This is a genomic window from Pantoea sp. EA-12 (genome assembly GCF_030053355.1).
GTDB classification, from domain to species: domain Bacteria; phylum Pseudomonadota; class Gammaproteobacteria; order Enterobacterales; family Enterobacteriaceae; genus Pantoea; species Pantoea vagans_C.
Map to the genome: position 1 here is coordinate 72,355 of NZ_JASGBY010000005.1, position 26,576 is coordinate 98,930.

The window sequence follows — 26,576 nt, forward strand, 5'->3', positions numbered from 1 at the left end:
CTAAAACACATTACTATGCGTGATGGTCTGAGTTTGAAATCACCAAAAAGTTCGGATTAAGGGATGTTTTAACGTATCCGCGATCGCAAAACCATGCTGACAGATTCGCTCAAAGCACGCCTTGATGTTTCTATTAAAGAAACAATTCTAGCCTCTGGGAGAGTTGTAAATGACAGAACAGCCACTTAGCCAAACCGCTGTGGGCGTCCGCGCAGGGCGCACGCGTTTCCTGATGCTCGGCCTGGTGTTTATCAACATCATCATCAACTACATGGATCGCACCAATCTTTCGGTGGCAGCCACGCAAATGGCTGGCGAACTGCGTTTCACGCCAATGGAGATGGGATTGATCTTCTCCGCATTTGGCTGGATCTACGCCGCGCTGCAAATTCCCGGCGGCTTTCTTATTGACCGACTCGGTGCCCGTCTGGTGTATGGCGTGGGGCTGTTTGCCTGGTCGTTGATCACCGCTTTACACGCGTTGGCCAGCAGTTTTGGGGCGTTGTTTGGCTTGCGGCTGGGTGTCGGTGCCTTTGAAGCCCCGGTGATGCCCGCCAACAACCGCGTGATCTCCAGCTGGTTCCCCGAGCAGGAACGTGCCAGCGCCATCGGCATTTATTCGTCGGCTCAGTTTGTCGGCCTCGCCTGTATGACCCCGCTGCTGTTTCATGTGCAGGATGCATGGGGCTGGCGTGGCCTGTTTTTGATCACCGGCATCGCCGGAATGATCTGGGCACTGGTGTGGTATCTGCTGTATCGCGAACCGCATGAACACAAAGGCGTGTCTGAGGCCGAACTGAAATATCTAAACAACAACGGTGCCCTGCTGAAAAACCATCAACAGCCCAAGGCCCACTGGCGCGATCTGGCGCAGATGTTCCGCAGCCGCAAACTGGTGGGGATTTACATCGGCCAGTTCACCATCTCCGCCACCTTTTGGTTTTTCCTGACCTGGTTCCCCACATACCTGGTGGAATATCGCCATATGGGCTTTATCAAAAGCGGCTATGTCGCCTCGGTGCCCTACTTCGCGGCATTCTGTGGCGTGTTACTGGCGGGATTTGCCTCCGACCGCATGATCCGACGCGGCGTGTCCGCCAGCGTGGCACGCAAACTACCGGTGATCCTCGGCCTGTTCCTGACGCTGTTTATCCTCGGCGCGAATTACACTGACGACGCCACGCTGATCATCCTGTTTATGTCGCTGGCATTCTTTGGCAACGGGCTGGCAACCATTACCTGGGTGTTTGTCACCGCACTGGCGCCACGTCATTTGATTGGCCTCGCCGGTGGCGTATTCAACTTTACCGGAGCGCTCTCCGCAATTGTGGTGCCCACCGCGATTGGTGCGTTAATCGATGGCGACAACTTCGCCCCGGCCCTCGGCTTTATCGCCGTACTGGCGGCGATGGGCATCTGCAGTTATCTGTTTATCGTTGGGAAAATTGAGCATGTCAGCGCGCGCTGAGCAAAATCTTCGCCAGTGCCTGCAACTGCTTCAAGCGCTGCTGCAGGTGAGCGTCATCGGCCTGCCAGATTTTGGCAAAGGCGATGGCAGCACGGTTGTTGTTGATCGGCTGCGCCATACTCACTTCCCCGTCATCGCGATGCCAGATCAAATAACTCTCTTCACGTTTGCGCGTCAGCAGCGGCGCAATCTGCGCCCACTGCTCATCACTGAAACGCGGGCGCAGTGCCTCATCACTCTCGGCGGCCAGCAGCGACACACCAATCACCGATTGCCAGGCAGGCAGCATCCGGAACCCTGCCAGTGCCTGGCTGGCATTGGTGCGCTCTCCCGGCTCAGAGTGCCAGATGTAGATCACCTGATCCTCCCACAGCACGCCCAAGGCCACCACGATATCGCGCGGCGCGTGGACTTCCAGTTGCGGCAGTGCCTGAGCAAACAGCGAAGAACCACGGATAGCCTGCGCCGCCAGCGCATGAATACCCGGACCGGGCAAGTAGCGCCGATGCTCATCCTGAATCGTCAGGCCAATCGATGCCATGGTCATCAGCAAACGGTTAACGCGTGTGCTGTTCATTCCCATTTGTCGCGCCAGTTCACGGCAGCCCACGGCTTTATCGCTGGAAACCAGATACTGCAGGCAGCGAATCCCATCAATCAGGCTTTGGTTGGGTTGAGAAGACATAGTTCACCCTGTGGCGCTCAAAACACCAATCTTAGCTCCAGCATGACAGGAAGCAAATGATGCAGAATTTCTCCGCGCAAAATGCGCGCCACTTCCCACAACAACAGCTCCAGGCCGATTTACTGGTGGCGGGCGGCGGTCTGGCGGGCGTGTGCGCAGCACTGGCGGCGGCACGTGACGGGCTTCAGGTGGTACTGATTCAGGATCGTCCCGTGCTGGGCGGGAATGCCTCCAGCGAAGTGCGGTTGTGGGCCAACGGCGCGACCTCGCATATGGGCAACAACAATCGCTGGGCGCGTGAAGGCGGCATCATGGGCGAAATCATGGAGGAGAACCTGTGGCGCAACAAGGAGGGCAATCCAGTGCTGTTCGATATGGTGCTGCTGGATATCGTGCAGGCACAGCCCGGCTTAACGCTGCTGCTAAACACCGTGGTGAGCGATGTGGAGAAATCAGGTCGCCGATTGCATACGGTGCAGGCTTTCAACGCCATCAACCAGACGCGCTATCACGTGCGGGCGAGCCAGTTTATCGATGCCAGCGGCGATGGGGTGCTGGGTTATCTGGCCGGTGCGGCGCACCGCATAGGTGCTGAAACCGTGGAGGAGTTTGGCGAGAAGATGGCGCCAGGCGAGCATTTCGGTCACAAACTCGGTCACTCGATTTACTTCTACACCAAACGCACCACGCAGCCCGTGCGCTTTGTGCCGCCCTCTTTCGCCCTGAAAGAGATCACTGCCATTCCTCGCTACAAACGTTTGACCTCCGATCTTAACGGCTGCGATCTGTGGTGGCTGGAATGGGGTGGACGGCTGGATACGGTGCACGAAAGTGAAACCATTAAATGGGAGCTGTGGAAAATCGTTTGGGGGGTGTGGGATTACATCAAAAACTCCGGTGAATTCCCGGATGCGGATACGCTGACCATTGAGTGGGTGGGCCTGATCCCCGGCAAGCGCGAGAGCCGCCGCTTCCTCGGTGATACTTTGCTGTGCCAGCAGGACATCATCGAACAGCGCGATCACTACGATGCGGTGGCCTATGGCGGCTGGTCTATTGACCTGCATCCGGCCGATGGCGTCTACAGCGAGCACGACGGCTGCCGTCAGTTTCACAGCAAAGGCACTTACACCATTCCGTTCCGCGCGCTTTACAGCCAGTCACTGGATAACCTGCTGCTGACCGGCCGTTTGATCTCTGCCACCCATGTCGCCTTTGGCAGCGCTCGGGTGATGTGCACCTGCGGCGTATTGGGCGAAGTGGTGGGACGTGCCGCCGCCATCTGCCACCAGCAACAGCTCACGCCAGCACAACTTGCGCAGCCGCAATGTGTGCCGCAGCTGCAACAGCAATTGCTGCGCCAGGGTGCATTTATCCCGCGACAGGTGTTAGAGAATCCGGTTAATGACGCGCGCATTGACGTCAGCAGCACGCTGCAACTGAGCGCCCTGCCCGCCGATGCCGGTTGGCACGTCTTACAGTCTCGCTGCGCCCTGCTGCTGCCGTTAAAATCGGGCGAGCGTCTGCCAGCCCTGTCGCTGCCTTTGCGTGCGGCACAGGCTCAGAAACTGCAGATTTCGTTGCTCACCAGCGACAACCCGGCGAATACCTGCGGCGACCGTCTGCTCGCCAGCCAGACCATTACCGTGAATGAACAAGGCAACTATCGCCTGAGTTTTGATTATCGGGCTGATGTCGATCGCTATCTGTTTATCGCCTTTGAGGAGAATCCTGCGATTGAAGTGGCGCTGACGCGTCAACGCCTGCCGGGGGTGATGATGGTGTTTAACAGCCTCAACCCGCGCGTCGCCAAACGCACCCGCCAGATTAACGATGGCGATTACGGTGTGGATGAGTTTGATTTTTGGCTGCCGCGCCGTGCTCCGCATCAGATCCTGTTAGCCTTCGCGCTGGAAACGCCGCTGAAACTCTGGCATCGCGACTATCTGCTCAACGGCAAACTGCGCCCTGAGCAGCACACCAACTGCTGGGTTCCGGCACTGGATGATGTGCAGCCGAACGTCACCTGGCGTTGGGATGAGCTGCAACAAGCGCAGCAAATCACGCTAATGTTCGATAACGATTTCGATCATGCGATGGAAACGGTGCAGATGGGCCATGCGCAGGCGGTGACGCCGCACTGCACCACGCATTATCGGCTCTGGCTGGATGAAATGTTGTTAGATGAAGTGAAGGATAACCATCACTCGCTTTGCCATCACCCGGTGCCGCCAGGCGTGAGTTTCCGGCAAATACGCTTAGAACTGATTGCCAGTGCAGGCGCGGTGCCCGCACTGTACGGCCTGCATCTTCATCAGAATGCCGCGATGCCCTGACGCGCGAGTTGGATGGCGATAAACCACATCACGCCGCCCACCAGCAGGTTGATGATGCGCTGCGCGCGCACCGTGCGCAGCCGTGGTGACAGCCATGCGGCCAGCAGTGCCAGACCAAAGAACCAGATAATCGAGGCACTAACCGTGCCTAGAGCAAACCACTGACGCGCTTCGGTTGAAGGCAACTGACTGCCCAGACTACCCAGCACCACAAAGGTATCGAGATAGACATGTGGGTTGAGCCAGGTCACCGCCAGCATGGTGGCAATAATCCGCCAGCGCCCCTGCTTCATCGCCGCCTCAGTCCCCAGGGTGACATCGCCCAGCCAGGCACTGCGCAGTGCGCCCCAGCCATACCACAGCAGAAACGCCACGCCTGCCCAAGTGATCAGCATCAGCAGAATCGGCGACTGACTCAGTAACGCGCTGCCGCCGAAGATGCCACCGCAGATCAGCGCAATATCGCTGAGGGTGCACAACCCTGCCGTCATTAAGTGGTAATGGCGTTTAATGCCCTGATTCATCACGAACGCGTTTTGCGGGCCCAATGGCAGAATGAGTGCCGCCCCGAGGGCAAGTCCTTGTAAGTAAACAGATAACACAGCGATAGTCCTGAATAACGAGGTAATGCGATGCAGTATAGTGACGCGAGGATATTAGAGGAAATTGAAAGATTTAATTGGGCATTAGAGAAAGTAATAAGGTCGCCATAAATGGCGACCTTAGATGGCACGAACGCTGTTTCGTAGGGCGTGCATTCATGCGAACGCTGCTTTTTGTAGGGTGCGCATTCATGCGCACAACCTACAGCGTTAAACCCCGACGCACTATTCGCTGCGTGCCGCCTGCTGCTCGCTTTTCACCTGATGCAGATGCACATCCATCTGCGGGTACGGAATACCGATGCCGTTAGCATCCAGCGTGCGCTTGAAGTTCTTCATCAGATCCCAGTATACGTTCTGCAGGTCACTGCTTTTGCTCCAGCAACGCACGACAAAGTTAAGCGATGATGCAGCCAGTTCGTTCAGACCGATCTGGATACCCATATCTTTTAACACGCGCTCGTCGGCTTCCACCACTTCCTGGAACAGCGCAATCACCTTATCGACGTCCGCATCGTAGGCCACGCCAATGATGAACTCATTACGACGAATCGGTTCGCGTGAATAGTTGATGATATTACCGGCAATGATTTTACCGTTTGGCACTACAACGATTTTGCCGTCAGCACTTTTCATGGTGGTGGAGAAGATCTGCACGTTCTGTACTGTACCCATCACGCCACCGAGATCGACGAACTCACCGGTTTTAAACGGACGGAAGGTCACCAGCAGCACGCCAGCGGCGAGATTCGACAGCGAACCTTGCAGTGCCAGACCCACGGCCAAACCGGCGGCACCCAACACAGCAATAACCGATGCAGTTTGCACCCCGACGCGCCCCAGGGCGGCAATTAAAGTGAAGGCAATGATGCCATAACGCACCAGTGCAGAGAGAAAGTCAGCGACGGTGGCATCAATATGCCGCGCCTGCAGTACACGATTCACCGCGTTAGAGATAATGCGCGCGATGAACATACCGATGATGATGGTGATGATTGCGGCAACGATATTCACCGCGTAGCTCAGAATCAGCGCCTGATTACGTACCAGCCAGCCGCCGGCACTATTGATGCCGTCAACGACATTTAAGTCTTCCATTTGTTAGCCCTGTTGTTGAGTTTCCCGCAGGAAAATGCAAAAACGGCCAGAATTAATCCGGCACTCCCGTGTACAAGGGTAAACAAAAATGTGACGAAGCGCCAAAGATGGCCTGAATTTACTCACTATTCTGAATTAAACGCATAAAAAAAGGCCCTTTCGGGCCTTTTTTGTACTGTAAGGAAAAATTACAGCACGTCGACAGCGTTAAGCTCTTTGAAAGCCTGCTCCAGACGCACAACCATTGAAGCCTGTGCAGAACGCAGCCATACGCGTGGGTCGTAGTATTTCTTGTTCGGGCTATCTACGCCATTTGGGTTACCCAGCTGGCCTTGCAGATAGTCTTCGTTCTTTTTGTAGTACTGCAGAATACCGTCCCATGTTGCCCACTGGGTATCGGTATCGATGTTCATCTTGATTACGCCGTAACCAATAGACTCTTCGATTTCTGCCGCAGAAGAACCAGAACCACCGTGGAACACGAAGTCCAGCGCGTTGTGCGGCAGGTTGTGTTTCTTGGTCACGTATTCCTGAGAATCACGCAGGATGGTCGGGGTCAGTTTCACGTTACCTGGCTTGTACACGCCGTGAACGTTACCGAAAGAAGCCGCGATGGTGAAACGTGGGCTGATTTTGCTCAGCTCAGTGTACGCGTAATCAACGTCTTCTGGCTGGGTGTACAGGGCAGAAGCGTCCATGTGGCTGTTGTCCACGCCGTCTTCTTCGCCACCGGTGCAACCCAGTTCGATTTCCAGGGTCATGTCGATTTTCGCCATGCGCGCCAGGTACTTAGAAGAGATCTCGATGTTCTCTTCCAGTGACTCTTCAGACAGGTCAATCATGTGAGAAGAGAACAGTGGCTTACCGGTTTTCTTGAAGTGCTCTTCACCGGCATCCAGCAGACCGTCGATCCACGGCAGCAGTTTCTTGGCGCAGTGGTCGGTGTGCAGAATCACTGGCACGCCGTACTGTTCAGCCATCAGATGCACATGGTGCGCACCGGCGATAGCGCCGAAGATTGCCGCGCCCTGTGGCTTATCGGTTTTGAAACCTTTACCGGCGATGAAGGCAGCACCACCATTGGAGAACTGAACGATGACCGGCGCTTTAACTTTGGCCGCAGCTTCCAGTACCGCGTTGATGGAGTCCGTGCCGACGCAGTTAACTGCAGGCAGAGCGAATTTGTTTTCTTTCGCTACTTGGAAAACTTTCTGAACGTCATCACCAGTGACAACGCCGGGTTTTACGAAATCAAAAATTTTAGACATGGTTGTGTCCTGTTTCGTTACCGTTCATCCCATTAGGGACGTCGATTTTTTGCCCAGGATGGGCAAGCCTTCAGACGGCGCCGAAGCGCCGCCCCCAAAAATTACTGCTTAGCGCGCTCTTTCAGCATCGCTACTGCTGGCAGTTTTTTGCCTTCCACGAATTCGAGGAATGCGCCACCGCCGGTAGAGATGTAGGAGATCTTGTCTTCGATACCGAACAGATCAATCGCTGCCAGAGTATCGCCGCCACCCGCTACAGAGAACGCTTCGCTGTCTGCAATCGCGTTAGCGATGATTTCGGTGCCTTTACGGAAGTTCGGGAATTCGAACACGCCAACTGGACCGTTCCACAGGATGGTTTTTGCATCTTTCAGCAGTTTTGCCATCGCCAGTGCGGTTTCGTCACCGAAGTCCATAATCTCTTCGTTATCTGCTACTTCGGAAGCCTTTTTCACGGTTGCCGGTGCAGTTTCAGAGAATTCCGTTCCGACGCGAGAGTCGGTTGGAACCGGAATACCGTACTGATCGCGCAGGCCTTTTGCCGCTTCAACGAAGTCTGGCTCGTACAGTGATTTACCGACGTTGTTGTCGATAGCCACGAAGGTGTTAGCGATACCGCCACCGACGATCACGGTATCCGCGATTTTCACCAGTGACTGCAGCACGTCGAATTTGGTCGACACTTTAGAACCACCAACAACGGCCACCAGTGGGCGCTGTGGGTTGCTCATCACTTTACCCAGCGCTTCCAGCTCAGCTGACAGCAGCGGACCGGCACACGCGATAGGCGCGAACTTGCCAACACCGTGGGTAGAAGCCTGCGCGCGGTGTGCAGTACCGAAGGCATCCATGACGAAGACGTCGCACAAGGCGGCATATTTCTTCGACAGGGTCTCTTCGTCTTTCTTCTCGCCTTTGTTGAAGCGCACGTTTTCCAGCACCACCAGCTCACCCGCGCCGACTTCAACGCCGTCGAGGTAGTCTTTGGCCAGGGTCACAGTCGTGCCGCTCAATTTGTCTTTCAGGTAGTTAACAACAGGCAGGAGGGAGAACTCTTCATTGTATTCACCTTCGGTCGGACGACCCAGGTGAGAGGTAACCATCACTTTCGCGCCCTGTTTCAACGCCGCTTCGATGGTAGGCAGAGAAGCACGAATACGTGCATCTGACGTCACTTTCCCTTCTTTTACTGGCACGTTGAGATCGGCACGGATCAGAACACGTTTACCAGCAAGATCCAGATCGGTCATCTTAATTACAGACATGGTGAACCCTCTCGTTGATTCTCATAAGTTTTGCCAGACGCAGTCCGCGTCTTACCTGAAACCGCTTGCGGCCATTGCTAACGTGGTGTCGATCATGCGGTTAGCAAAGCCCCATTCGTTGTCACACCAGACCAAGGTCTTGATCAGGTGGTGACCACTGACCCGCGTTTGTGTGCCGTCCACAATGGCACTGTGCGGATCATGGTTAAAATCTACTGAGACTAACGGTAATTCCGTATAGTCAACTATACCACGAAACGCCCCTTCTGACGCGTTTTGCAGCAACGCATTGACCTCACAGGCCTTCACCGCTTCGCGTACTGAAACGCTCAAATCAATGGCTGTCACGTTGATGGTGGGCACACGGACAGCGATGGCTTCAAAACGATCGTTAAATTTCGGAAAAATACGGGTGATGCCAGCAGCAAGACGCGTATCCACCGGAATGATCGATTGGCTGGCTGCACGGGTACGACGCAGATCGCTGTGATAGGCGTCAATCACCTGTTGGTCGTGCATCGCCGAGTGAATCGTGGTCACAGTGCCCGACTCAATGCCGAAGGCGTCATCCAGCAACTTGATCACCGGGATAATGCAGTTGGTGGTACAGGATGCGTTGGAGACAATGCGGTCAGTTTGTTTAAGAGCCTGTTCGTTTACGCCGAACACCACGGTGGCATCCAAATCGTTACCGCCCGGATGCGAGAACAACACTTTCTTCGCGCCCGCTTGCAGATGGGCTTCACCGTCTGCGCGGCTGCCGTAGACACCGGTGCAATCCAGCACGATATCGACGTTCAATTCCTGCCACGGCAGCGCATCAATCTCGGCCAGATGCAGAATGCGGATGGTGTCATCGCCGACGAACAGTTGATCGCGCTCCTGGCGCACATCAAAGGCAAAACGGCCATGGCTGGTATCGTACTTCAGCAAATGCGCCATGCCGGTGGCTTCCGCCAGTTCGTTGATGGCCACCACGGTAATCTCCGCGCGGCGACCGGTTTCATACAACGCACGCAGCACATTGCGTCCGATACGGCCAAAACCATTAATTGCGATGCGAATGGTCATCTCACTTCCTGCAACAACACCCAAAAAAACGTGCCAAATACCTTGAGCGTTTCGCTGCGTTTTGTACAGGGAATTATTGCCCGCTTAACGTTGCAAAATAATGCCACCGAATTGCAACTGAAACGGTTCAGCCAGAATAAAGCATGCAAGGAATAACAGGAATGATTGCGATCAATTGCGCTGCTGATTATTGGATCTACGTCACAAATTTCGCGATAAAAAATTATTACTGCAGGAATAATTGAAGCGTTTCAGGTGGGAGAGGGAGAGGCGGATAAAATAAAGGTGCGCATAAATGCGCACCCTACGGTTAGCAATATCGGAATCTGTATGGTCGCCATTCATGGCGACCACTGATTACAGAATCGATTTCGCGGTCTTCACTACGTTCTCTACGGTGAAGCCGAACTCTTTGAACAGCAGCTCTGCCGGTGCAGACTCACCGAAGGTGGTCATGCCGACGATAGCGCCGTTCAGGCCGGTGTATTTGAACCAGTAATCGGCGATACCGGCTTCAATGGCGACACGTGCAGCAACCGCTTTCGGCAGCACAGACTCACGGTAGGCCGCGTCCTGCTTGTCGAAGGCATCGGTAGATGGCATAGACACGACGCGCACTTTACGGCCTTCGCCAGTCAGTTGCTCGTAAGCGGCGACAGCCAGCTCGACTTCAGAACCGGTCGCGATCAGGATCAGCTCTGGGGTACCTTCGCTGTCTTTCAACACATAACCACCGCGTGCCACGTTAGCCAGCTGCTCAGCAGTACGATCCTGCTGCGCCAGGTTCTGACGCGAGAACACCAGCACTGATGGGCCGTCTACACGCTCAATCGCGTATTTCCACGCCACAGCAGATTCAACCTGGTCACATGGACGCCACAGGCTCATGTTTGGCGTCACGCGCAGGCTGGCCATCTGCTCAACCGGCTGGTGGGTTGGGCCATCTTCGCCCAGACCGATTGAGTCGTGGGTGTAGACCATGATCTGACGGATCTTCATCAGTGCAGCCATACGCGCGGCGTTACGCGCGTATTCAACAAACATCAGGAAGGTGGCGGTGTACGGCAGGAAACCACCGTGCAGCGCGATACCGTTCGCAATAGCGGTCATACCGAATTCGCGCACGCCGTAATGGATGTAGTTACCGGCAGCATCTTCGTTGATCGGCTTAGAGCCAGACCACATGGTCAGGTTGCTTGGTGCCAGGTCAGCGGATCCACCCAGGTACTCTGGCAGGATTTTACCGAAGGCTTCGATAGCATTCTGAGAGGCTTTACGGCTGGCGATTTTAGCTGGGTTAGCCTGCAGCTGTTCGATGAACTTCTGCGACTCGGTTTCCCAGTTTGCTGGCAACTCGTTGTTAGTACGACGGGTAAACTCAGCAGCCAGTTCAGGATGTGCAGCGGCATACGCGGCAAACTTCTTATTCCATGCAGATTCTTTTGCCTGGCCAGCTTCTTTGGCATCCCACTGCGCGTAGATGTCTGAAGGAATTTCAAACGGCGCGTGGTTCCAGCCCAGTTGCTTACGGGTCAGTGCGATTTCGTCATCACCCAGCGGTGCGCCGTGTGAATCGTGGGTGCCTGCTTTGTTTGGTGAACCGAAACCGATGATGGTTTTGCACATCAGCAGTGAAGGTTTGTCGGTAACCGCTTTCGCTTCTTCTACCGCTTTCTTGATCGCTTCTGCATCGTGACCGTCTACGCCACGCACCACGTGCCAGCCGTAAGACTCGAAACGCATCGCAGTGTCATCGGTGAACCAGCCATCAACATGACCGTCGATAGAGATGCCGTTGTCATCATAGAAAGCAACCAGTTTGCCCAGCTTCAGGGTACCGGCGATAGAGCACACTTCATGTGAGATGCCTTCCATCATGCAGCCGTCGCCCATGAACACATAGGTGTTGTGATCGACGATGTCATGGCCAGGACGGTTGAACTGTGCAGCCAGCGTGCGCTCTGCAATCGCGAAGCCCACAGCGTTAGCGATACCCTGGCCCAGTGGGCCGGTGGTGGTTTCAACGCCGGCGGTGTAGCCGTATTCCGGGTGGCCTGGAGTTTTAGAGTGCAGCTGACGGAAGTTCTGCAGCTCGCTCATCGGCAGGTCGTAACCGGTGAGGTGCAGCAGGCTATAGATCAGCATGGAGCCATGACCGTTAGACAGCACGAAGCGGTCACGATCTGCCCACAGCGGGTTAGTCGGATTGTGGTTCAGGAAATCACGCCACAGCACTTCAGCGATGTCCGCCATGCCCATAGGGGCACCCGGATGTCCCGATTTGGCTTTCTGTACTGCATCCATACTTAACGCGCGAATGGCGTTGGCAAGCTCTTTACGAGAGGGCATCTTCTACTCCAGGTCGGATTAATGCTCCGCCGCACTTAACTTATTGTAATTAATCAGTTATCAGGCGAAGCGAGAAAAAAGTCGCACATCAATGTACATGAAAATCGGGGCAAAAGTACATGCGTCGACGTGCTAAATAGCGGGTAAACGGTTGCAATTCGGGGCTTGTCTGCTAGCCAGTGAACAAGATGCAGGCTATAACCAAAGCGTTTGAACACCGATCTCAATTTCAGGTGTTTGTTTTCTCTACCTTGTTACGCAAAGGACCTCTAAATGAAAATCAAAGCCACCATACTTGCTGTGGGAATCGCTTCGCTGCTGAGCGGCTGCGAAGGGATGGACAATAACGCGCTGCTGCAATCGGGCGCGCAGGCTTATCAGGCTTACACATTGAATGATTCACAAGTGAAGCAGTTGAGCGACCAGTCCTGTGCCCAGATGGACAAAGACAATCAGGTTGCCCCCGCTAACAGCGAATACCAGCAGCGCCTGAACAAAATCGCCGCTGCATTGGGCGATAACATCAATGGCGTTCCGGCCAACTACAAAGTCTATCTGACCAAAGATGTGAACGCGTGGGCGATGGCGAACGGCTGTATCCGCGTCTACAGCGGATTGATGGATATGATGACGGATAATGAAGTGGAAGGCGTGCTCGGCCATGAAATGGGCCACGTGGCGCTAGGCCACACGCGCAAAGCGATGCAGGTCGCCTACGCCACCACGGCAGCGCGTACCGCCGCGGCATCGGTAGGTGGTGTGATTGGCCAGCTTTCACAGTCACAGCTTGGAGACCTGAGTGAGAAACTGGTTAACGCGCAGTTCTCGCAGACGCAGGAATCGCAGGCCGATGACTACTCTTACGATCTGATGAAGAAACGCGGCATCAATCCGTTGGGCTTAGCCACCAGTTTCGAGAAGCTGGCGAAAATGCAGCAGGGCCAAACCAGCTCGATGTTTGATTCGCATCCTGATTCCGCCGCACGTGCGCAGCATATCCGCGACCGTATTGCGCAAGACGGGAAGTGATGAGGTTTCCCCTCACCCCAGCCCTCTCCCGCACGCGGGCGAGGGAGCCGTCCGAGCGGTGAGTGGAAGCAGAACATGTTTTTAATATCGGAGGTTAAGTGGAGCTCCTCTCCTCCAACGTTCTCAAAACGGTCCCTTCTCCCGCTTGCGGGAGAAGGTTAGGATGAGGGCCACAATCCGCACCCACCCAAAGTTACCGCTTAAACAACCCGTCCACCATCGATCCCAAATCCATCTGGCTGTTATTTACACTCTGCTCATCCAACTGCCCTTGTGGCGACATCTTATCAATCAGCTGTGGTAACAGCGCCGCCAGCGTACCCGATGCGCCATTCACATCGGTGCCCAGCTTATCGGCTAACGACTGCAGCTCATTCTGGCCAAAGGCATTTTGAATCTCACCGCCACCGACCGGCTGATTGCCGCCTGTGCCAATCCATGAACTCAGCACTTCACCCAACCCACCCTGTTGAAACTTCTGCAGCAGCACCTCAACCCCGCCCTGCTCCTGCACCCACGTCCAGATAGCTGCCAGTTGACCCAACTGATTGCCCTGCCCGTTACCGTTGCTGTTCCCCAGCGAACCGACTAATTCATCCAGAAAGCCCATGGTGACCTCCGAAGATTATGTAACTGTTTCCCCTACGAAATAGCTGAGTGCTTTGTAGGGTCGTGCCTTGGCGCGCCCGTGTATAACGTGTATAACCGGAGCGCATGCGATTTTCACTCACCGCCCCAAAGTATAGCCACACACCGCCGATAACGATTTGACACTATTCAATTGTCGAAGTGTTGATGTACAGAACGTGATAATGGTTGGAACAAAGCAGGCTGGGCCATGTCATATTCAGCATGGTCTACAATGTGTTTTTTCTAGCTAGCAGGCGACATCAGAGAGAGTCACAGGAGCATCACATACTATGCTGACCATTCTGATCATCATCGCCGTCGTCATCGCGATTGTGCTGCTGGGCGCGTATCTGGTGATACGCTCCGCTTCGCAGGACATCAATGACGATTATTAAGGAACCGGGGACGTCGAGGGCAAAGGAACGCCCCATCAGTTTCCCTCTCATCCTTCCCTCTCTTTATCTCCTCCGCACTGAATTGTAGCGGCGAGATTAATCGCGCAAGTCAAACCTTTGCACCTCATCACACATTCTAAATATCTTCATAAACCCATTCATATTCATGACGATACTACTAAGTAGAAAGACAGTCATAGGGGATCGAAAAACCGAAACGTAGCGATGAAGTTGAATAATGAAGTTTGCCTCTATTTGCTCATTCTGAATGGATAATTCTGATTTAGCGTGAGCAGCAAGATTTCTGTCATAAACAGGATGTAGCGTGGTTCAAAGACTCTGACAGGAGCCACTTATGCTAACAACGATCATTATTAGCGCAGTCGCCTTTTTAACTGTGACGGGAATTCTGGTGGTACGTTCTGCGATCAACGATATCCATAACGATTACTGACCATAAACCGCACTGAATCCTCATGCTGGTCTTTACTTCGTAGGGGCGCGCCATGGCGCCCCCAAAGACAGTTCTTGAGCACTTAACCTTTATTTGCCGCCTGCACATGCAGCATATCCAGCGCCAGCGTAGCCGCAGCCAGAGAAGTCAGGTCAGCGTGATCGTAACCTGGCGCCACTTCCACCAGATCCATTCCCACAATATTCATGCCCTGCAAACCACGAATCAGCTTAGTGGCTTTATCGCTGGTCAGGCCGCCAATTACTGGCGTACCAGTACCCGGCGCATGAGCCGGATCGAGGCAGTCGATATCAAAGGTCAGATACACCGGCAAATCACCCACGGTGCGCTTCACTTCAGCCAGAATATCGTCAACGCTGCGATCGTTAACCTGCGCCGCATCCAGCACGTTAAAGCCGAGGCTCTTATCAAACTCGGTACGAATACCGATCTGCACTGAGTGGTTAGGATCGATCAATCCTTCCTTCGGCGCGGTGAAGAACATGGTGCCGTGGTCAAACGTCGGGCCATTAGAGTAGGTGTCGGTATGCGCATCAAAGTGAACCAGCGCCATCTTACCGAAATGCTTGGCGTGAGCACGCAGCAGCGGCAGCGTGACGTAGTGGTCACCGCCGAAGGTCAACATACGTTTGCCGTTCGCCAGCAACTTCTCAGCGTGCGCCTGCAGTTTGTCTGAGAGATCCTGAGAATCACCGAACGCATAAACCAGATCACCGCAGTCCACCACGTTCAAACGCTGACGCAGATCGAAATCCCACGGCCAGCGGCAGCCTTCCCAGGCAAGGTTAGTGGAGATCTGACGAATCGCGCCGGGTCCTAAACGGCTGCCCGGACGGCCCGAGGTCGCCGCATCGAAAGGTACACCGGTGATCACCCACTCAGCATCGCTGTCGTAAGGCTGGAAGTTCACCGGGAAGCGCATGAAACCGAAGGCATTGGAAACCAGGGAGTTATCGTACTGATTGCCCAGGGTGTTATACATAACTTGTCCTCTTTAGATCCGTGAGTCGGTTAGTCAGTCAGGTTTTACCTTAAATCATTCATGCTGCAAAAAGGCGGCAAACAGATGAAACCCGATGTGCTTACTGTAGACAGTGATCGAGCTAAACGAGAGCAGCCAACACATCTGGAACATGAATGCAGCCAGATAAAACTCAAAAAAAATCCCCTCCACGTCGTTAGGCCCGACGAGGAAGGGATTTGTTGTGGGCAATTATCGCGGAGATTCTCGCAATCTGCAATCGGCTGTGTCGAATCTAGCAACTACTAGTTTTTGTAAAAAATAGTGAATTGTATCGCTATTAAATTCATTAGCCGAATTGATGGCAAATATGTATGGATTCAAAAGAATAAGATAAGATCTCGGCATTAACACTCTTAAAATCAATGCGATAGAGAACAATCATGTGATTAGCATGTTTAATAGGATTTACAAATTATTTGCAGAATATTAATAGAGTAAAACGTTTAGGATTATTTTGACATGCTCTGTAACGTACGACACCTAAATTAGGGAAATTCTTACAGACAAGCAGGGAATGGCGATTCTGTCAGGTGCAATAATTCCGTCAAGAAAGCATCTTATTGAACGCATTAGCATCACCATTTCCACGTATTGATCAGAACTCATAATCTGAATTTGCGTAAACATGCTGAATTATTCAGCACACCCTCTCGTCTTGAAAACCCCACCCTCTCCCCTACACCGCCCTCGTTGTATCCAGCGCATTGGTAGCTATTGAGCCAAGGGCGGTAGCGTGCACAAATTCAACCCAATGATAATGAGTTTTTGAAATGGCCAGAAGTGGATTTGAAGTCCAGCAAGCAGCCGTTAAGGCTTTGTTTTTGCGTGAAATACGCACCCGATTTGGTAAGTTTCGCCTGGGCTATTTTTGGGCGATTCTTGAGCCATCTGCACACTTGCTGGTGTTGCTCGGCATATTTGGCTTCATTATGCATCGCACCATGCCAGACATCTCGTTCCCGGTATTTCTGCTGAACGGCATTATCCCGTACTTTATTTTCAGTAATATTACAAACCGCTCAGTAGGTGCGATTGAAGCGAACCAGGGGCTGTTTAATTACCGTCCGGTTAAACCCATCGACACCATCATCGCCCGAGCCGTACTGGAAACATTGATTTATGCAGCGGTGTATATCTTGCTGATGCTGGTAGTCTGGATGGCTGGCGAATACTTTGAAATTGCCAACCTTCTGCAACTGGTAGCGACATGGGGTTTACTGATTCTGTTTTCCTGTGGGATTGGATTGATCTTTATGGTGGTAGGCAGGACGTTTGCTGAAACGCAGAAGTTCTTGCCGATATTACTGAAACCGCTCTATTTCATTTCCTGCATTATGTTCCCGCTGCATTCGATTCCAAAAGATTACTGGCCGTATTTGTTGTGGAACCCTTTGGTTCATGCAGTTGAACTCAGCCGTGAGGCAGTAATGCCTGGATATGTAAGTGAAGGTGTAAGCCTGACTTATTTGGCACTCTGCACACTGGTTACAGGATTTATCGGCTTGGCTCTGTATCGCACACGTGAAGAGGCAATGCTGACATCATGATAAAGATCGAAAATCTAACTAAGTCATACCGTACGCCTCAAGGGCGTCACTATGTTTTTAAAGATCTCAATATTGAGATCCCGAGTGGTAAAAGTGTGGCATTGATTGGGCGTAACGGTGCTGGTAAATCAACATTGCTACGTATGATTGGTGGGATTGACCGTCCAGATAGTGGTTCGATTATTACAGATAAAACAATTTCATGGCCGGTGGGACTTTCTGGTGGCTTCCAGGGAAGTTTAACTGGCAGAGAAAATGTAAAATTTGTTTCCAGACTATATGCTAAGAAGGATGAATTAAGAGAGAAAATCGCATTTGTCGAGAGTTTCTCCGAATTAGGGAAATATTTTGACATGCCAATCAAAACCTACTCCTCAGGGATGAAATCGCGCTTAGGGTTTGGTCTAAGTATGGCTTTTAAATTTGATTATTATTTGGTAGATGAAATCACAGCTGTAGGTGATGCACGCTTCAAAAAAAAATGCGAAAATATCATTAAAGAACGATTCTCAGATTCTAATTTTTTAATGGTTTCTCATAACCTTAATTCTTTAAGGGTATTTTGTGACATCGCATTATATTTAGGAAGAGATAATAGTATAAAAGTCCATGAGTCAGTAAATGATGCTATAGATGAGTATCTTTACTCAGAGCAAGATTAACGAAACTTTAAAAAACGATCATAAGGAATAAGAATGCGTACTGTCATAACCTTTGGAACATTTGATGTTTTACACATTGGTCATATTAAAATCCTGCAGAGAGCTAAGGCTTATGGAGATAGGCTAATTGTTGGTATATCATCTGACGCCCTAAATTTTTCAAAAAAACAGAGATTTCCGGTTTATCCAGAATCAGAAAGAAAAAGCATAATTTCCGCTTTGGGATGTGTTGATGAAGTTTTTATAGAAGAATCTTTAGACTTGAAGGGGGAATACATAAAAAAATTCTCAGCGGACATTTTAATTATGGGTGACGATTGGAAAGGTCGATTTGATAATTATAAAGAAATATGTGAAGTTATTTACTTACCAAGAACTGAGGGAGTATCTACAACACAACTTATTGCTGAGATAAAAAAATATGGATAACATCCCTAGCATTGCCTTCATAGGATGGAATCCATTTCAGTTCATTCATATCAAACATTTGGCAAGTAAGATAGATAACTGTACATTTGTAATTGAAAAGAAAAAAAATTACATTAATGAATTCGATAAGGAATTTTTTGATAACGACTCCACTCCTGTGATGATATGGGAGCAGAGCAAGATGCAAGATTTAGATGGTATTTTCGACATAATAATATGCCAAACACCCTTCTTTAGAATTGAAACTTTCAAAAAAACAAAAATTGTAATGATTCAGTATGGCTATGCAAAAGAACCACATAATTATGGTCCATGGCGTTCGCTGGCTGATTTATGCTTAGCATATGGAGATTATGCTAGAGAAAAAATCGAGGACTATTGTCCTTGCGTGGCCACAGGGAATCCTAGATTTGACCAATGGGCAAATTATCAGTTTGTAACGAATGCAGAAAAAACTGAAGACATAAAGAAAACTATACTATACGTTCCCACTTGGGGCGAGCTATCAAGCCTTGATTTGTATATTGAAAGAATAATTTCATTATCTGAAAAATATAATCTTATCCTAAAATTGCACCATAACAGTGATCTAATTGAGAAGAAGAAAAGTCTTTTAGATGGTAATGAAAACATATCAATATATGGTGCTAATGATGATGTCCTTGAGCTAATCAATAAATCTGATTTGGTTATCTCTGATTATAGCGGGGCCATTTTTGATGCTGTATATTTCAATAAGCCAATAGTCTTGCTGGATATTCCTCTAAATGATAAGCTGGGCTTGGGTAAAATAGATTTCCATAGCTTGGAGTTTGCTAAGCGCTCACAATTTGGTCTGTGTGTTAAGCAACCTTCAGACCTAATCGAAATTGTTGAGCATGCTTTATCTAAAAGCGAAGAGTTAGTAAAAAATTACTCAGAAATGAGAAATGAATTATTTACTGACACACAAAATGCTTGTGGGAATATAATTTCCTCCCTTAATTCCTTCTGGAAAGAAAAAAAAGAAATAACACAAAAACACTTATACATCAGAAAAATGAACCAAGAATTACTTGCTACTAAAAGAAACCTAAATATAGCGCTAAACAAGATAAAGAGACTGGAATCATAATATGCTTGAACCATTAAGAAATAAATTTTTATTGTCTATCTATTTATCTAAAAATATAGTACTTCAAAAGGCGTTCACTTTAGTATCTAAGCATTTGTCCCTAAGATCTATAAAGTCGTTGCACTCTCAAGTTAATAACATTGGCATGGAGGATAAAATCCATCCCTTGTTAATCTTGGCTTTAAATAGATTCCCTAACAATAAATTCGCCCATATTGAATTGAAAAAATTAAATCTTAAAGATTCAATTAAAACGACAGCAACCTTAAAATCAAGGATTGAAAAAAGAATTACAAAAAAAACTGAGGGGCAACTTGATATTGAAATAAAACATGCGGTTGATTTAATCGAGGAATCAAAAATAAACCAAGCATTCTCAATATTAACTAACCTGCAAAAAAAATATCCTTCTGAAAGAAAAATCCTTATGCGTCTCGGTGAGATCTATCAGAATGACAAAAAAATAATCATCGCTCACAATTATTTCAAAGCAGCACAAAATGTTTATCCTGAGTATGGCACCGTAAGAAAACTATCTTTTGAGATTGACAACGGACTTTATAATGATGGCTTTGAAAGTTTGAAAGCAGTATTGAACTTCCCCATCTTATCAATATTAAAATTCCTGCCTGTTATTAACAGAGCTTCTGTTTATTATCCAGAAATCAATGATTTGATAATTGAAAAGAGAGTTAAAGTCAAAACCATTTTAAATCAAAAAAAAGGGAAAAAAGGGACAAATCCAACCGAACAAGCAAAAATCGCAATACGTTGCAGGTGGCTGGAGATTGCTGCTAATATTATATCAAGAAATGAAGGCTCGGCGTCGGCTGTAAGTAGTTCTGTAATTGAATGGCTTAATGCAGCCCAACAAAGAACTAATGAAATATTTGATTATTTGAATGTTGCAACATTAAATGATGAGAACCTCAACAACAAAGGTTATCTAAATGGAGAATTGATCGACCTCAATGATCCAAAATATCTTTCTATGAAGAAAGTTGAACTATTCCTGCCTTCTGTAATTTTCAGCAACCCTTCACAGGAAAAATCAAGTTATTCTACAGTTAGAGATTTTTATCAAACGGTAATTGAAGTTGTGTTTGACTTAAAAAACGCAGTTATAATACCAAGAAATCAATGGAATTGGAGAAAATGCAATCCCTTCTATTATGATTCTTATGTTATTTCATATCACACAGTTAATCCTTTAACAAATCCAGGATGGATAAGCATTCAAGAGTCTACCATTTCAGGTCGTTGCAGCATTGACAAAAATGGATTTGCAGGATTCTCATCTATTTCAGAACCACTGATGCACATTGCAGAAAATAATTTTGATGCCACTAAAGTCAAAGACAATGATAATTTTATTACGAACTACATAAAAAATAACACATCAAAGTATAATCAGTCAGATTATACTTTGGAGGCAGATTCAAGCATTAATTATCCATATGTATTTCTGGCTCTACAGGTAACTACCGATATCGTTGCGTCTTTGGCCTATATTGATGGGTATTCATTGCTGGAAATGCTTGCTGAATACTATAAAGATAAAGATGAAAAGTTAGTAGTTAAAAGACACCCCTACTGCAAAAGTGCCTCAATGGAGAGGTTAATAAATAAATTATCTTTTGAAGGTTTAATAATTGTCTCAGAAAACTCCGTTCATAACCTAATAAATAAAGCCAATTTGATTTTTACCGTTAACTCGGGCGTTGGTCTAGAAGCCATATTACATAATAAGAGAGTAATAAATACTGGCAGGAGTGATTATGATTGCTGTACATATGGTCAAGCGACTAATTTTATTGAACTTATATCTTTAATTGAAAGTGACAATTATAAAATTGAAAATGAAAAACGAGATATATTTTTAGACTACTATCTTAATCATTATGCACTATATCCTTATGAAAAGGATAAAATACAATACCAAATTGAAAGTTTATTAAAAATGGAAAATGATGAATAAATTAAATTCAAAAAATCATTTATTTATTAAAAATGAGAAATGCACCGAAAAGCTTGTAATATTTTTTTCTGGAACAGACAAGGATAACGGTAAGTTTGATTTCTATAACATTGCCAAAAATTGCAATCATAGTTTTCTGTTGTTAAATAACGGTAAAAATGAATGGTATCAAAATGGTATTCCATCATTAGGAAAAAATCTTGACGAAACCATAAAATTTATAAAAGAACTCATATCTATATATGCATTTAAAAAAGTATATTGCGTCGGAATGAGCATGGGTGGATATGGTGCATGCCTATATGGAACTTTTCTAAATGCAGCTGTGTTAGCTTTTGGCTTTGATTCATTACTTCATACCCCCGGAAGCCGAAGTTTCAAAAGATTAAAAAAAGTGCATTCTCCAGATCTGGCTGATCTTTATCCATTAATCCAAAAAAGCAACATTGATCTAACCAGCATTGCAGGAGAATGCGATGCTTTAGATCTTTATTCTTGCAATAGACTCTCAAAACTTCCAAATGTAAAGTCAATATCTATATCTGGTGTGGGTCATGGGGTTCCTCCTTTTATTAAAAAAAATTACAACCTCCAGGATTTTATTGATAACTGGCTAAGTGATGTCGGAATCACAAAAATATCTGAATCAACTGATAATTACAGTGCCAATGATTTAGTATGTTATATATATAATATGCATCTAAAATTCATTAAAAAGGACTGGGAAGGTATTATCAATAGCATAAGTGAAAGCAACTATAGAATACTTTACCATGAATACGTAAATTATATGATTGGCGTCTCTTACCTAGAGACGAACCATGTTGATTTATCAATACAATATTTAACTAAATCTGTTGCGATAGCTCCTCACTTTCCTGGGGCAAGATATAGATTGGCAAGGGCATTAATGAAAAAAGGCTTATTGAATTATGCGTTGATTCACCTCGAAAAACATACTTTAATTAGTGAAAAACCTGCATACTCACATCTATTTCTTTCTGACATTTATATGCATAAAAATGACCTAGACTCTGCAAATAAACATTTGTTAATTGCTGAGAATCTAGGCGTTCCTGAGGAAAAAATACATCAAAGAAGAAAGAAAATATCCTTAAATTAATTAGCAATTCGAAGCTTGAGACATTTCATACCCAGCGCGCCAGTATAAACAAACTGGCCTTTCCTTAGTTTAAATCTATAATCATTCCTTTCCTTAATAAACTCTAAAGAATCTATAGAGTAATCACCTTCAATAAGTGAAACTCTCTCGCCTTTAAAATTCTTTTCAGTATGAACTTTAATTACCTGTAAGTTTGCCCCATCTATCATAACGTATTTATTCGACAAGACATCATCCTTGCTTAAATAAACCCAGCCATAAGCACTACCGGTCACGTTATAGCTAAAATTAACGAAACTTACATTTTCCAGATTACGCAGGCTATTTTTCGCTCCTTCCCTTTCGAGATCTCTAAACATTTCCAGCCATTTATCAACGATGCCCTCATTCGAGAACCTCTCCATATTCTTAATACCTTCCAAACCCATATTAATTCTTAAAGTATCATTATTTCCAAGCTCTATAACTCTAGCTATAAAATCTTCCTGATTATCAACTAAATACCCATCAATGCCATCTGATATTATTTCTTCAGGTCCATATAACGTTTTATAAGAAATCACAGGTGTACCAAGCGATAATGACTCTGCGAAACTAACACCGAAACCTTCAAATGTTGATGTAGCTAAACTTATTGATGCTTGAGATAAAACTTTATCGGGGGTGGCTGTATAACCCATAAATTTAATATAATTCTCAGCTGATTTTTCTTTAACATACTCAATTAATTCTTCTTGCATTACTCCCGAACCCCACACATCAAGACTAAATGATGCGTTAATGCCGTGAACCATTACGAAGATATCAATCATCTCCTTTATATTTTTCATGGGCACTAAACGACAAACTGCAACACATTTAAATTTTTCTTTCTTGATGTTTTCTTGACGTTCAAATTTAGTCAAAGGGTTCCCAATTACAAATAAATTCCCACGATCTTGATATTGCTCAAGTATATGCTCTTTCTGCCTTTCGGTTAAGATGACAATCGAATCAGCAAAAGGCATACCAGAGAGAATATTTCCATATCGATCGTTAACGTTAGAACCTAGTGTATAAGGAGGTCTGAAATGATTATTATGAATTGTCAAAACACTGAATGCGTTTTTATTTTTTACTGCTAATACTGCATCACAACATATTGGTTGGTCAGAAATTAAAACTGTTTTCTTATTGTCACTACATAATTCTTCCAGCCAGTATGTATGCAATTCACTTCTGCTGGAGAAAATATAATCATTTCTACCTTCTAACTGTAAAATCCCCCAAAGAAATTCACCATCTGCATTTTCAACTTCAATCAAAAACACTTTCCCATTTACATCCTTGTATGTAATGATGATTGTATTTTTAATTTCAAGGCGATTAATCTCCCTATCTAATCCTTTTAATTCTGGCAAGCTTGATACCATGTGGAATACCACATCATCCACAACAGACTTAAACAAGTTAGCAAATGCATAATATAGATATAAATTAACCACTGATACACGCCTATCTATTCGACCGTCATCCTTCATTTGAGATATCGTAGATTTAAACTTTGCATCATAGTCAGTGGTAACAACAAAAGATTCAATTCCTTTATCCAAAAAAGCTTTACACCGTGTTAATGAAACTTTAGTTAAGCCACCAGATTTTGTTGTTATAGTATTTAAAACTGATATTATTTTTTCCATGCTTCCTCTTTATTATCAACAATATTACCAACAGGTGGCAGACCAAGGATTTCACCTCGTTTAGATTCCGGTATCATTATTTCTCTTTTGACGGAATGAAATTCATTTCCGTTGACGATATTATTGTCTCCTTCTATTCTAATGCCAAAATCAAAATCTATTATTTTATTTTTTAATATATAGTTGTGATTGGCGAAGTCTGGGTAATACACGCCTTCTCCTCTCATGCTTTTATCACCGCAATCCCACTTTGCAAGATTCTTAGATTGCCTGGATGCTATCCAAATCGCTATTTTTCCACCCTGAAAAGTATTTTGTTCGATTAAATTATTATCAGCGTGTTGCCATCTTATAACTGACTTTCCTGATGAATAATGCTCACCACAGTTCTTGTATAAATACACGCCGTCACCAGACCAATTAAAAACATTATATCTAATCACATTGTCCGCAGAAGAGTCAATTGCAACAGCAGGCACTCGTCTCTTAAATAAATCAACATTATCTCTTGAGAAGACATTATTCTCTATAACATTCTCCTTTGATGAATGCTCAAGATATAACGCAGGACCACCAGTATTAATTATTCTGGAGTTCACTAATTCTGATTGTGATACATAGTCATCAAAATAAACGCCAACCCTTCCAATATTTCTTACATACACATTATTTATCTTTACCTTTTTGGGGCTGACCCTGTATTTTTCAGCATGATTTCCGGCATTGATAAAGTCTTTTTCACCCGACGTTACTCTAACGCCACTTTTATTGAAGTTTATGATATTACAATTCTCAACCAAAATATTGGACAAATTCTCCCCTGAAATTAAAATACCGAAGTCATTTTCGTTTAAACCATTTATTGTTGCGCCATTACAATTCAATACAGTGTCTTTTTTATTAATAATCAACGTACCATTAACTTTACAATCCTTATTTAGCATGATGCTACCACTAAGGATGGTACCTTTATCAAGGCATGACTGATTACCAAGGGCATTTAACGAGAAAAGAAGCGTACTAACCAATAAAGTTAACCTTTTCATTACAACTCTTCTTTTAAAAAAAAGTCATCCATAAGTCCATTATCTTCACTCGGTTCCAAAATGTTATTCTCATCAAATATATTTTTTCCATTATAGTAAACTAGATTTATTTGCGATTTTCGTTGTAAATACCCCCTAAACTGCTTAAACAGCTTCATATCTGGCTTAAACCCAGCCTGCCAGAACTGGTGCAAATGCCCTTGATACGTCAATCCTTTGATGTCGTAAAGGGCATTGCCCATCACCTTCAGGGGCTTGTTGTGAATCAGCGCTGAAATCCCCGCCGTACTGTTAATCGTGACCACCGCTTTAGCGTGCGTCAGCAGCTCCGGCATCGGCAAATCATGCACATAGATCACTCGCTCACTTATACCAAACTCTTTCCCTAAGCGTTTAATCAGCGGCCCATACAGGCGGTGTCCACGATCCATCGGGTGATGCTTGATCACTAGATGGCTATCTTTTGGTGCTTTACGCGCAAATGAAAACATCACGTCATTAATATAATCACGTACATCTTCATAGCGGCTGTGATTACGGATCTGACTATCGTTATAAACCTGCAAGATCGCCAGGTAATAGCGCTGATCAAGTTCAGATTGTAAACGCGGCAACACCTTGCGTTGCATCACGCCATACAACTGTTTGCGCCAGTAAGCGCGAATCCAGCACTGTGCTTCATACCATGGTGAGAAAGACTTGTGATGACGGTACTTGTAGAACTCATGTCGGTGACGCCACCCTACGAGGTAGTACCAAGTCGCATGGCCAATACGCTTTGCAGCAGAAGGTTTCAGATGTTCGACATGACTCGCAGGCATTTCAGGCAACTGACGATAAAACTCCGGATCGCGTGGCAGTGAAGAGTGTGCGTTGACCCCGCCCTCTTCCACCGTAATAAAGTGCGGACGCAAATAGCCTTCTTCAAATGCCAGAAAACGAATGCCTTTTGCTTTTGCCCAGCGACTCGCCGCCAGATGCAAAGGACGGCAATCCCCGAAACACAGAATGGTATCGAAGTCATAATTTGCATGGGTGTCACGCAGCCAACGAGGAAACTCTTTCGGCGTTTCCTGATACGTCAGATATTCACGATGGCGACAGTAAAACCGATCGCCACCGTTGAATACGACATTCACGGCTTCACGTCCCAATGATTCCAGCCATACAGCCACATCATTGAAGAACGGTCCCATCGGCCCCTGTAATAGCAGGTATTTTTTCCCAGACAGCAAAACGGTCAATGCATTACTGTGCATATTCAACCTTCATGGTTATTCATTATTGTCCGTAACCGGCTGTG

At 47.0% G+C, this 26,576-nt stretch carries 21 protein-coding genes; 9 read left to right on the forward strand and 12 right to left on the reverse strand.

Annotation, left to right across the window (positions count from 1 at the left end):
* The first annotated feature begins 169 nt into the window (after positions 1 to 169).
* Positions 170 to 1,468 carry an MFS transporter gene (locus tag QMZ30_RS09385; protein WP_283227155.1) on the forward strand — a complete coding sequence of 433 codons (1,299 nt, stop codon included), beginning with the start codon at positions 170 to 172 and terminating at the stop codon, positions 1,466 to 1,468.
* Here the strand turns inward: QMZ30_RS09385 and QMZ30_RS09390 are convergent.
* Complete coding sequence (locus tag QMZ30_RS09390) at positions 1,455 to 2,153, reverse strand: IclR family transcriptional regulator (RefSeq protein WP_058969151.1); 699 nt, start codon at positions 2,151 to 2,153, stop codon at positions 1,455 to 1,457. The genes QMZ30_RS09385 and QMZ30_RS09390 overlap by 14 nt on opposite strands.
* Positions 2,154 to 2,212: 59 nt before the next feature.
* On the opposite strand from QMZ30_RS09390, the gene QMZ30_RS09395 reads away from it, so the two are divergent.
* Entirely contained in the window at positions 2,213 to 4,489 is a 2,277-nt protein-coding gene (locus tag QMZ30_RS09395; protein ID WP_502921472.1) for an FAD-dependent oxidoreductase, read from the forward strand.
* Here QMZ30_RS09395 and argO read toward each other — a convergent pair.
* From argO to tkt, 6 genes are all read right to left on the reverse strand, one after another.
* A complete protein-coding gene (argO, locus tag QMZ30_RS09400) occupies positions 4,468 to 5,091 on the reverse strand; it encodes an arginine exporter ArgO (RefSeq protein ID WP_058969147.1) in 624 nt (207 codons plus the stop codon). The genes QMZ30_RS09395 and argO overlap by 22 nt on opposite strands.
* Positions 5,092 to 5,316: 225 nt before the next feature.
* Complete coding sequence (gene mscS / locus QMZ30_RS09405; RefSeq protein WP_283227157.1) at positions 5,317 to 6,189, reverse strand: small-conductance mechanosensitive channel MscS; 873 nt, start codon at positions 6,187 to 6,189, stop codon at positions 5,317 to 5,319.
* Positions 6,190 to 6,377: 188 nt separating this feature from the next.
* The gene (fbaA, locus tag QMZ30_RS09410) at positions 6,378 to 7,457 is read right to left on the reverse strand and encodes a class II fructose-bisphosphate aldolase (protein WP_034823221.1); all 1,080 of its coding nucleotides are present in this window, start codon (positions 7,455 to 7,457) and stop codon (positions 6,378 to 6,380) included.
* 101 nt (positions 7,458 to 7,558) lie between these two features.
* A complete protein-coding gene (gene pgk, locus QMZ30_RS09415; RefSeq protein ID WP_283227158.1) occupies positions 7,559 to 8,722 on the reverse strand; it encodes a phosphoglycerate kinase in 1,164 nt (387 codons plus the stop codon).
* 51 nt (positions 8,723 to 8,773) lie between these two features.
* Positions 8,774 to 9,793, reverse strand: a complete 1,020-nt coding sequence (epd, locus tag QMZ30_RS09420) for an erythrose-4-phosphate dehydrogenase (protein WP_039331888.1) — start codon at positions 9,791 to 9,793, stop codon at positions 8,774 to 8,776.
* Between the two features lie 357 nt (positions 9,794 to 10,150).
* On the reverse strand, positions 10,151 to 12,142 hold the full coding sequence (gene tkt, locus QMZ30_RS09425) for a transketolase (protein ID WP_283227159.1): 1,992 nt from the start codon (positions 12,140 to 12,142) through the stop codon (positions 10,151 to 10,153).
* 273 nt (positions 12,143 to 12,415) lie between these two features.
* Between tkt and loiP the strand changes: the two genes are divergently transcribed.
* Positions 12,416 to 13,171 carry a metalloprotease LoiP gene (gene loiP, locus QMZ30_RS09430; protein WP_283227160.1) on the forward strand — a complete coding sequence of 252 codons (756 nt, stop codon included), beginning with the start codon at positions 12,416 to 12,418 and terminating at the stop codon, positions 13,169 to 13,171.
* A gap of 193 nt (positions 13,172 to 13,364) precedes the next feature.
* Here the strand turns inward: loiP and QMZ30_RS09435 are convergent, their stop codons facing one another.
* On the reverse strand, positions 13,365 to 13,781 hold the full coding sequence (locus QMZ30_RS09435; RefSeq protein ID WP_283227161.1) for a YidB family protein: 417 nt from the start codon (positions 13,779 to 13,781) through the stop codon (positions 13,365 to 13,367).
* 951 nt (positions 13,782 to 14,732) lie between these two features.
* Positions 14,733 to 15,653, reverse strand: a complete 921-nt coding sequence (gene speB / locus QMZ30_RS09440) for an agmatinase (protein ID WP_034823229.1) — start codon at positions 15,651 to 15,653, stop codon at positions 14,733 to 14,735.
* Between the two features lie 812 nt (positions 15,654 to 16,465).
* Here speB and QMZ30_RS09445 point away from each other — a divergent pair.
* From QMZ30_RS09445 to QMZ30_RS09470, 6 genes are read left to right on the forward strand one after another with little or no spacing between them, the layout of a single operon-like run.
* A complete protein-coding gene (locus QMZ30_RS09445) occupies positions 16,466 to 17,242 on the forward strand; it encodes an ABC transporter permease (RefSeq protein WP_283227162.1) in 777 nt (258 codons plus the stop codon).
* On the forward strand, positions 17,239 to 17,904 hold the full coding sequence (locus tag QMZ30_RS09450; RefSeq protein WP_283227163.1) for an ABC transporter ATP-binding protein: 666 nt from the start codon (positions 17,239 to 17,241) through the stop codon (positions 17,902 to 17,904). The genes QMZ30_RS09445 and QMZ30_RS09450 overlap by 4 nt, the downstream gene beginning before the upstream one ends.
* A 33-nt stretch (positions 17,905 to 17,937) precedes the next feature.
* Positions 17,938 to 18,333: an FAD synthase family protein gene (locus QMZ30_RS09455; RefSeq protein ID WP_283227164.1), complete on the forward strand. Its 396-nt coding sequence runs from the start codon at positions 17,938 to 17,940 to the stop codon at positions 18,331 to 18,333.
* Positions 18,326 to 19,447: a CDP-glycerol glycerophosphotransferase family protein gene (locus tag QMZ30_RS09460; protein WP_283227165.1), complete on the forward strand. Its 1,122-nt coding sequence runs from the start codon at positions 18,326 to 18,328 to the stop codon at positions 19,445 to 19,447. Before QMZ30_RS09455 ends, QMZ30_RS09460 begins: the two co-directional genes overlap by 8 nt.
* 1 nt (position 19,448) lies before the next feature.
* The gene (locus QMZ30_RS09465) at positions 19,449 to 21,425 is read left to right on the forward strand and encodes a capsular polysaccharide export protein, LipB/KpsS family (RefSeq protein WP_283227166.1); all 1,977 of its coding nucleotides are present in this window, start codon (positions 19,449 to 19,451) and stop codon (positions 21,423 to 21,425) included.
* The gene (locus QMZ30_RS09470) at positions 21,418 to 22,548 is read left to right on the forward strand and encodes a tetratricopeptide repeat protein (RefSeq protein ID WP_283227167.1); all 1,131 of its coding nucleotides are present in this window, start codon (positions 21,418 to 21,420) and stop codon (positions 22,546 to 22,548) included. Before QMZ30_RS09465 ends, QMZ30_RS09470 begins: the two co-directional genes overlap by 8 nt.
* Here the strand turns inward: QMZ30_RS09470 and QMZ30_RS09475 are convergent.
* Genes QMZ30_RS09475 through QMZ30_RS09485 form a run of 3 tightly spaced genes read right to left on the reverse strand, consistent with a single transcriptional unit; the run spans position 22,545 to position 26,532 of the window.
* Positions 22,545 to 24,227 (reverse strand): glycosyltransferase, encoded by a 1,683-nt coding sequence (locus QMZ30_RS09475; RefSeq protein ID WP_283227168.1) that lies wholly within the window; start codon positions 24,225 to 24,227, stop codon positions 22,545 to 22,547. The genes QMZ30_RS09470 and QMZ30_RS09475 overlap by 4 nt on opposite strands.
* Complete coding sequence (locus QMZ30_RS09480; protein ID WP_283227169.1) at positions 24,215 to 25,273, reverse strand: right-handed parallel beta-helix repeat-containing protein; 1,059 nt, start codon at positions 25,271 to 25,273, stop codon at positions 24,215 to 24,217. The genes QMZ30_RS09475 and QMZ30_RS09480 overlap by 13 nt, the downstream gene beginning before the upstream one ends.
* Positions 25,273 to 26,532, reverse strand: a complete 1,260-nt coding sequence (locus QMZ30_RS09485) for a capsule polysaccharide biogenesis protein (RefSeq protein ID WP_283227170.1) — start codon at positions 26,530 to 26,532, stop codon at positions 25,273 to 25,275. The genes QMZ30_RS09480 and QMZ30_RS09485 overlap by 1 nt, the downstream gene beginning before the upstream one ends.
* Between the last annotated feature and the right edge of the window lie 44 nt (positions 26,533 to 26,576).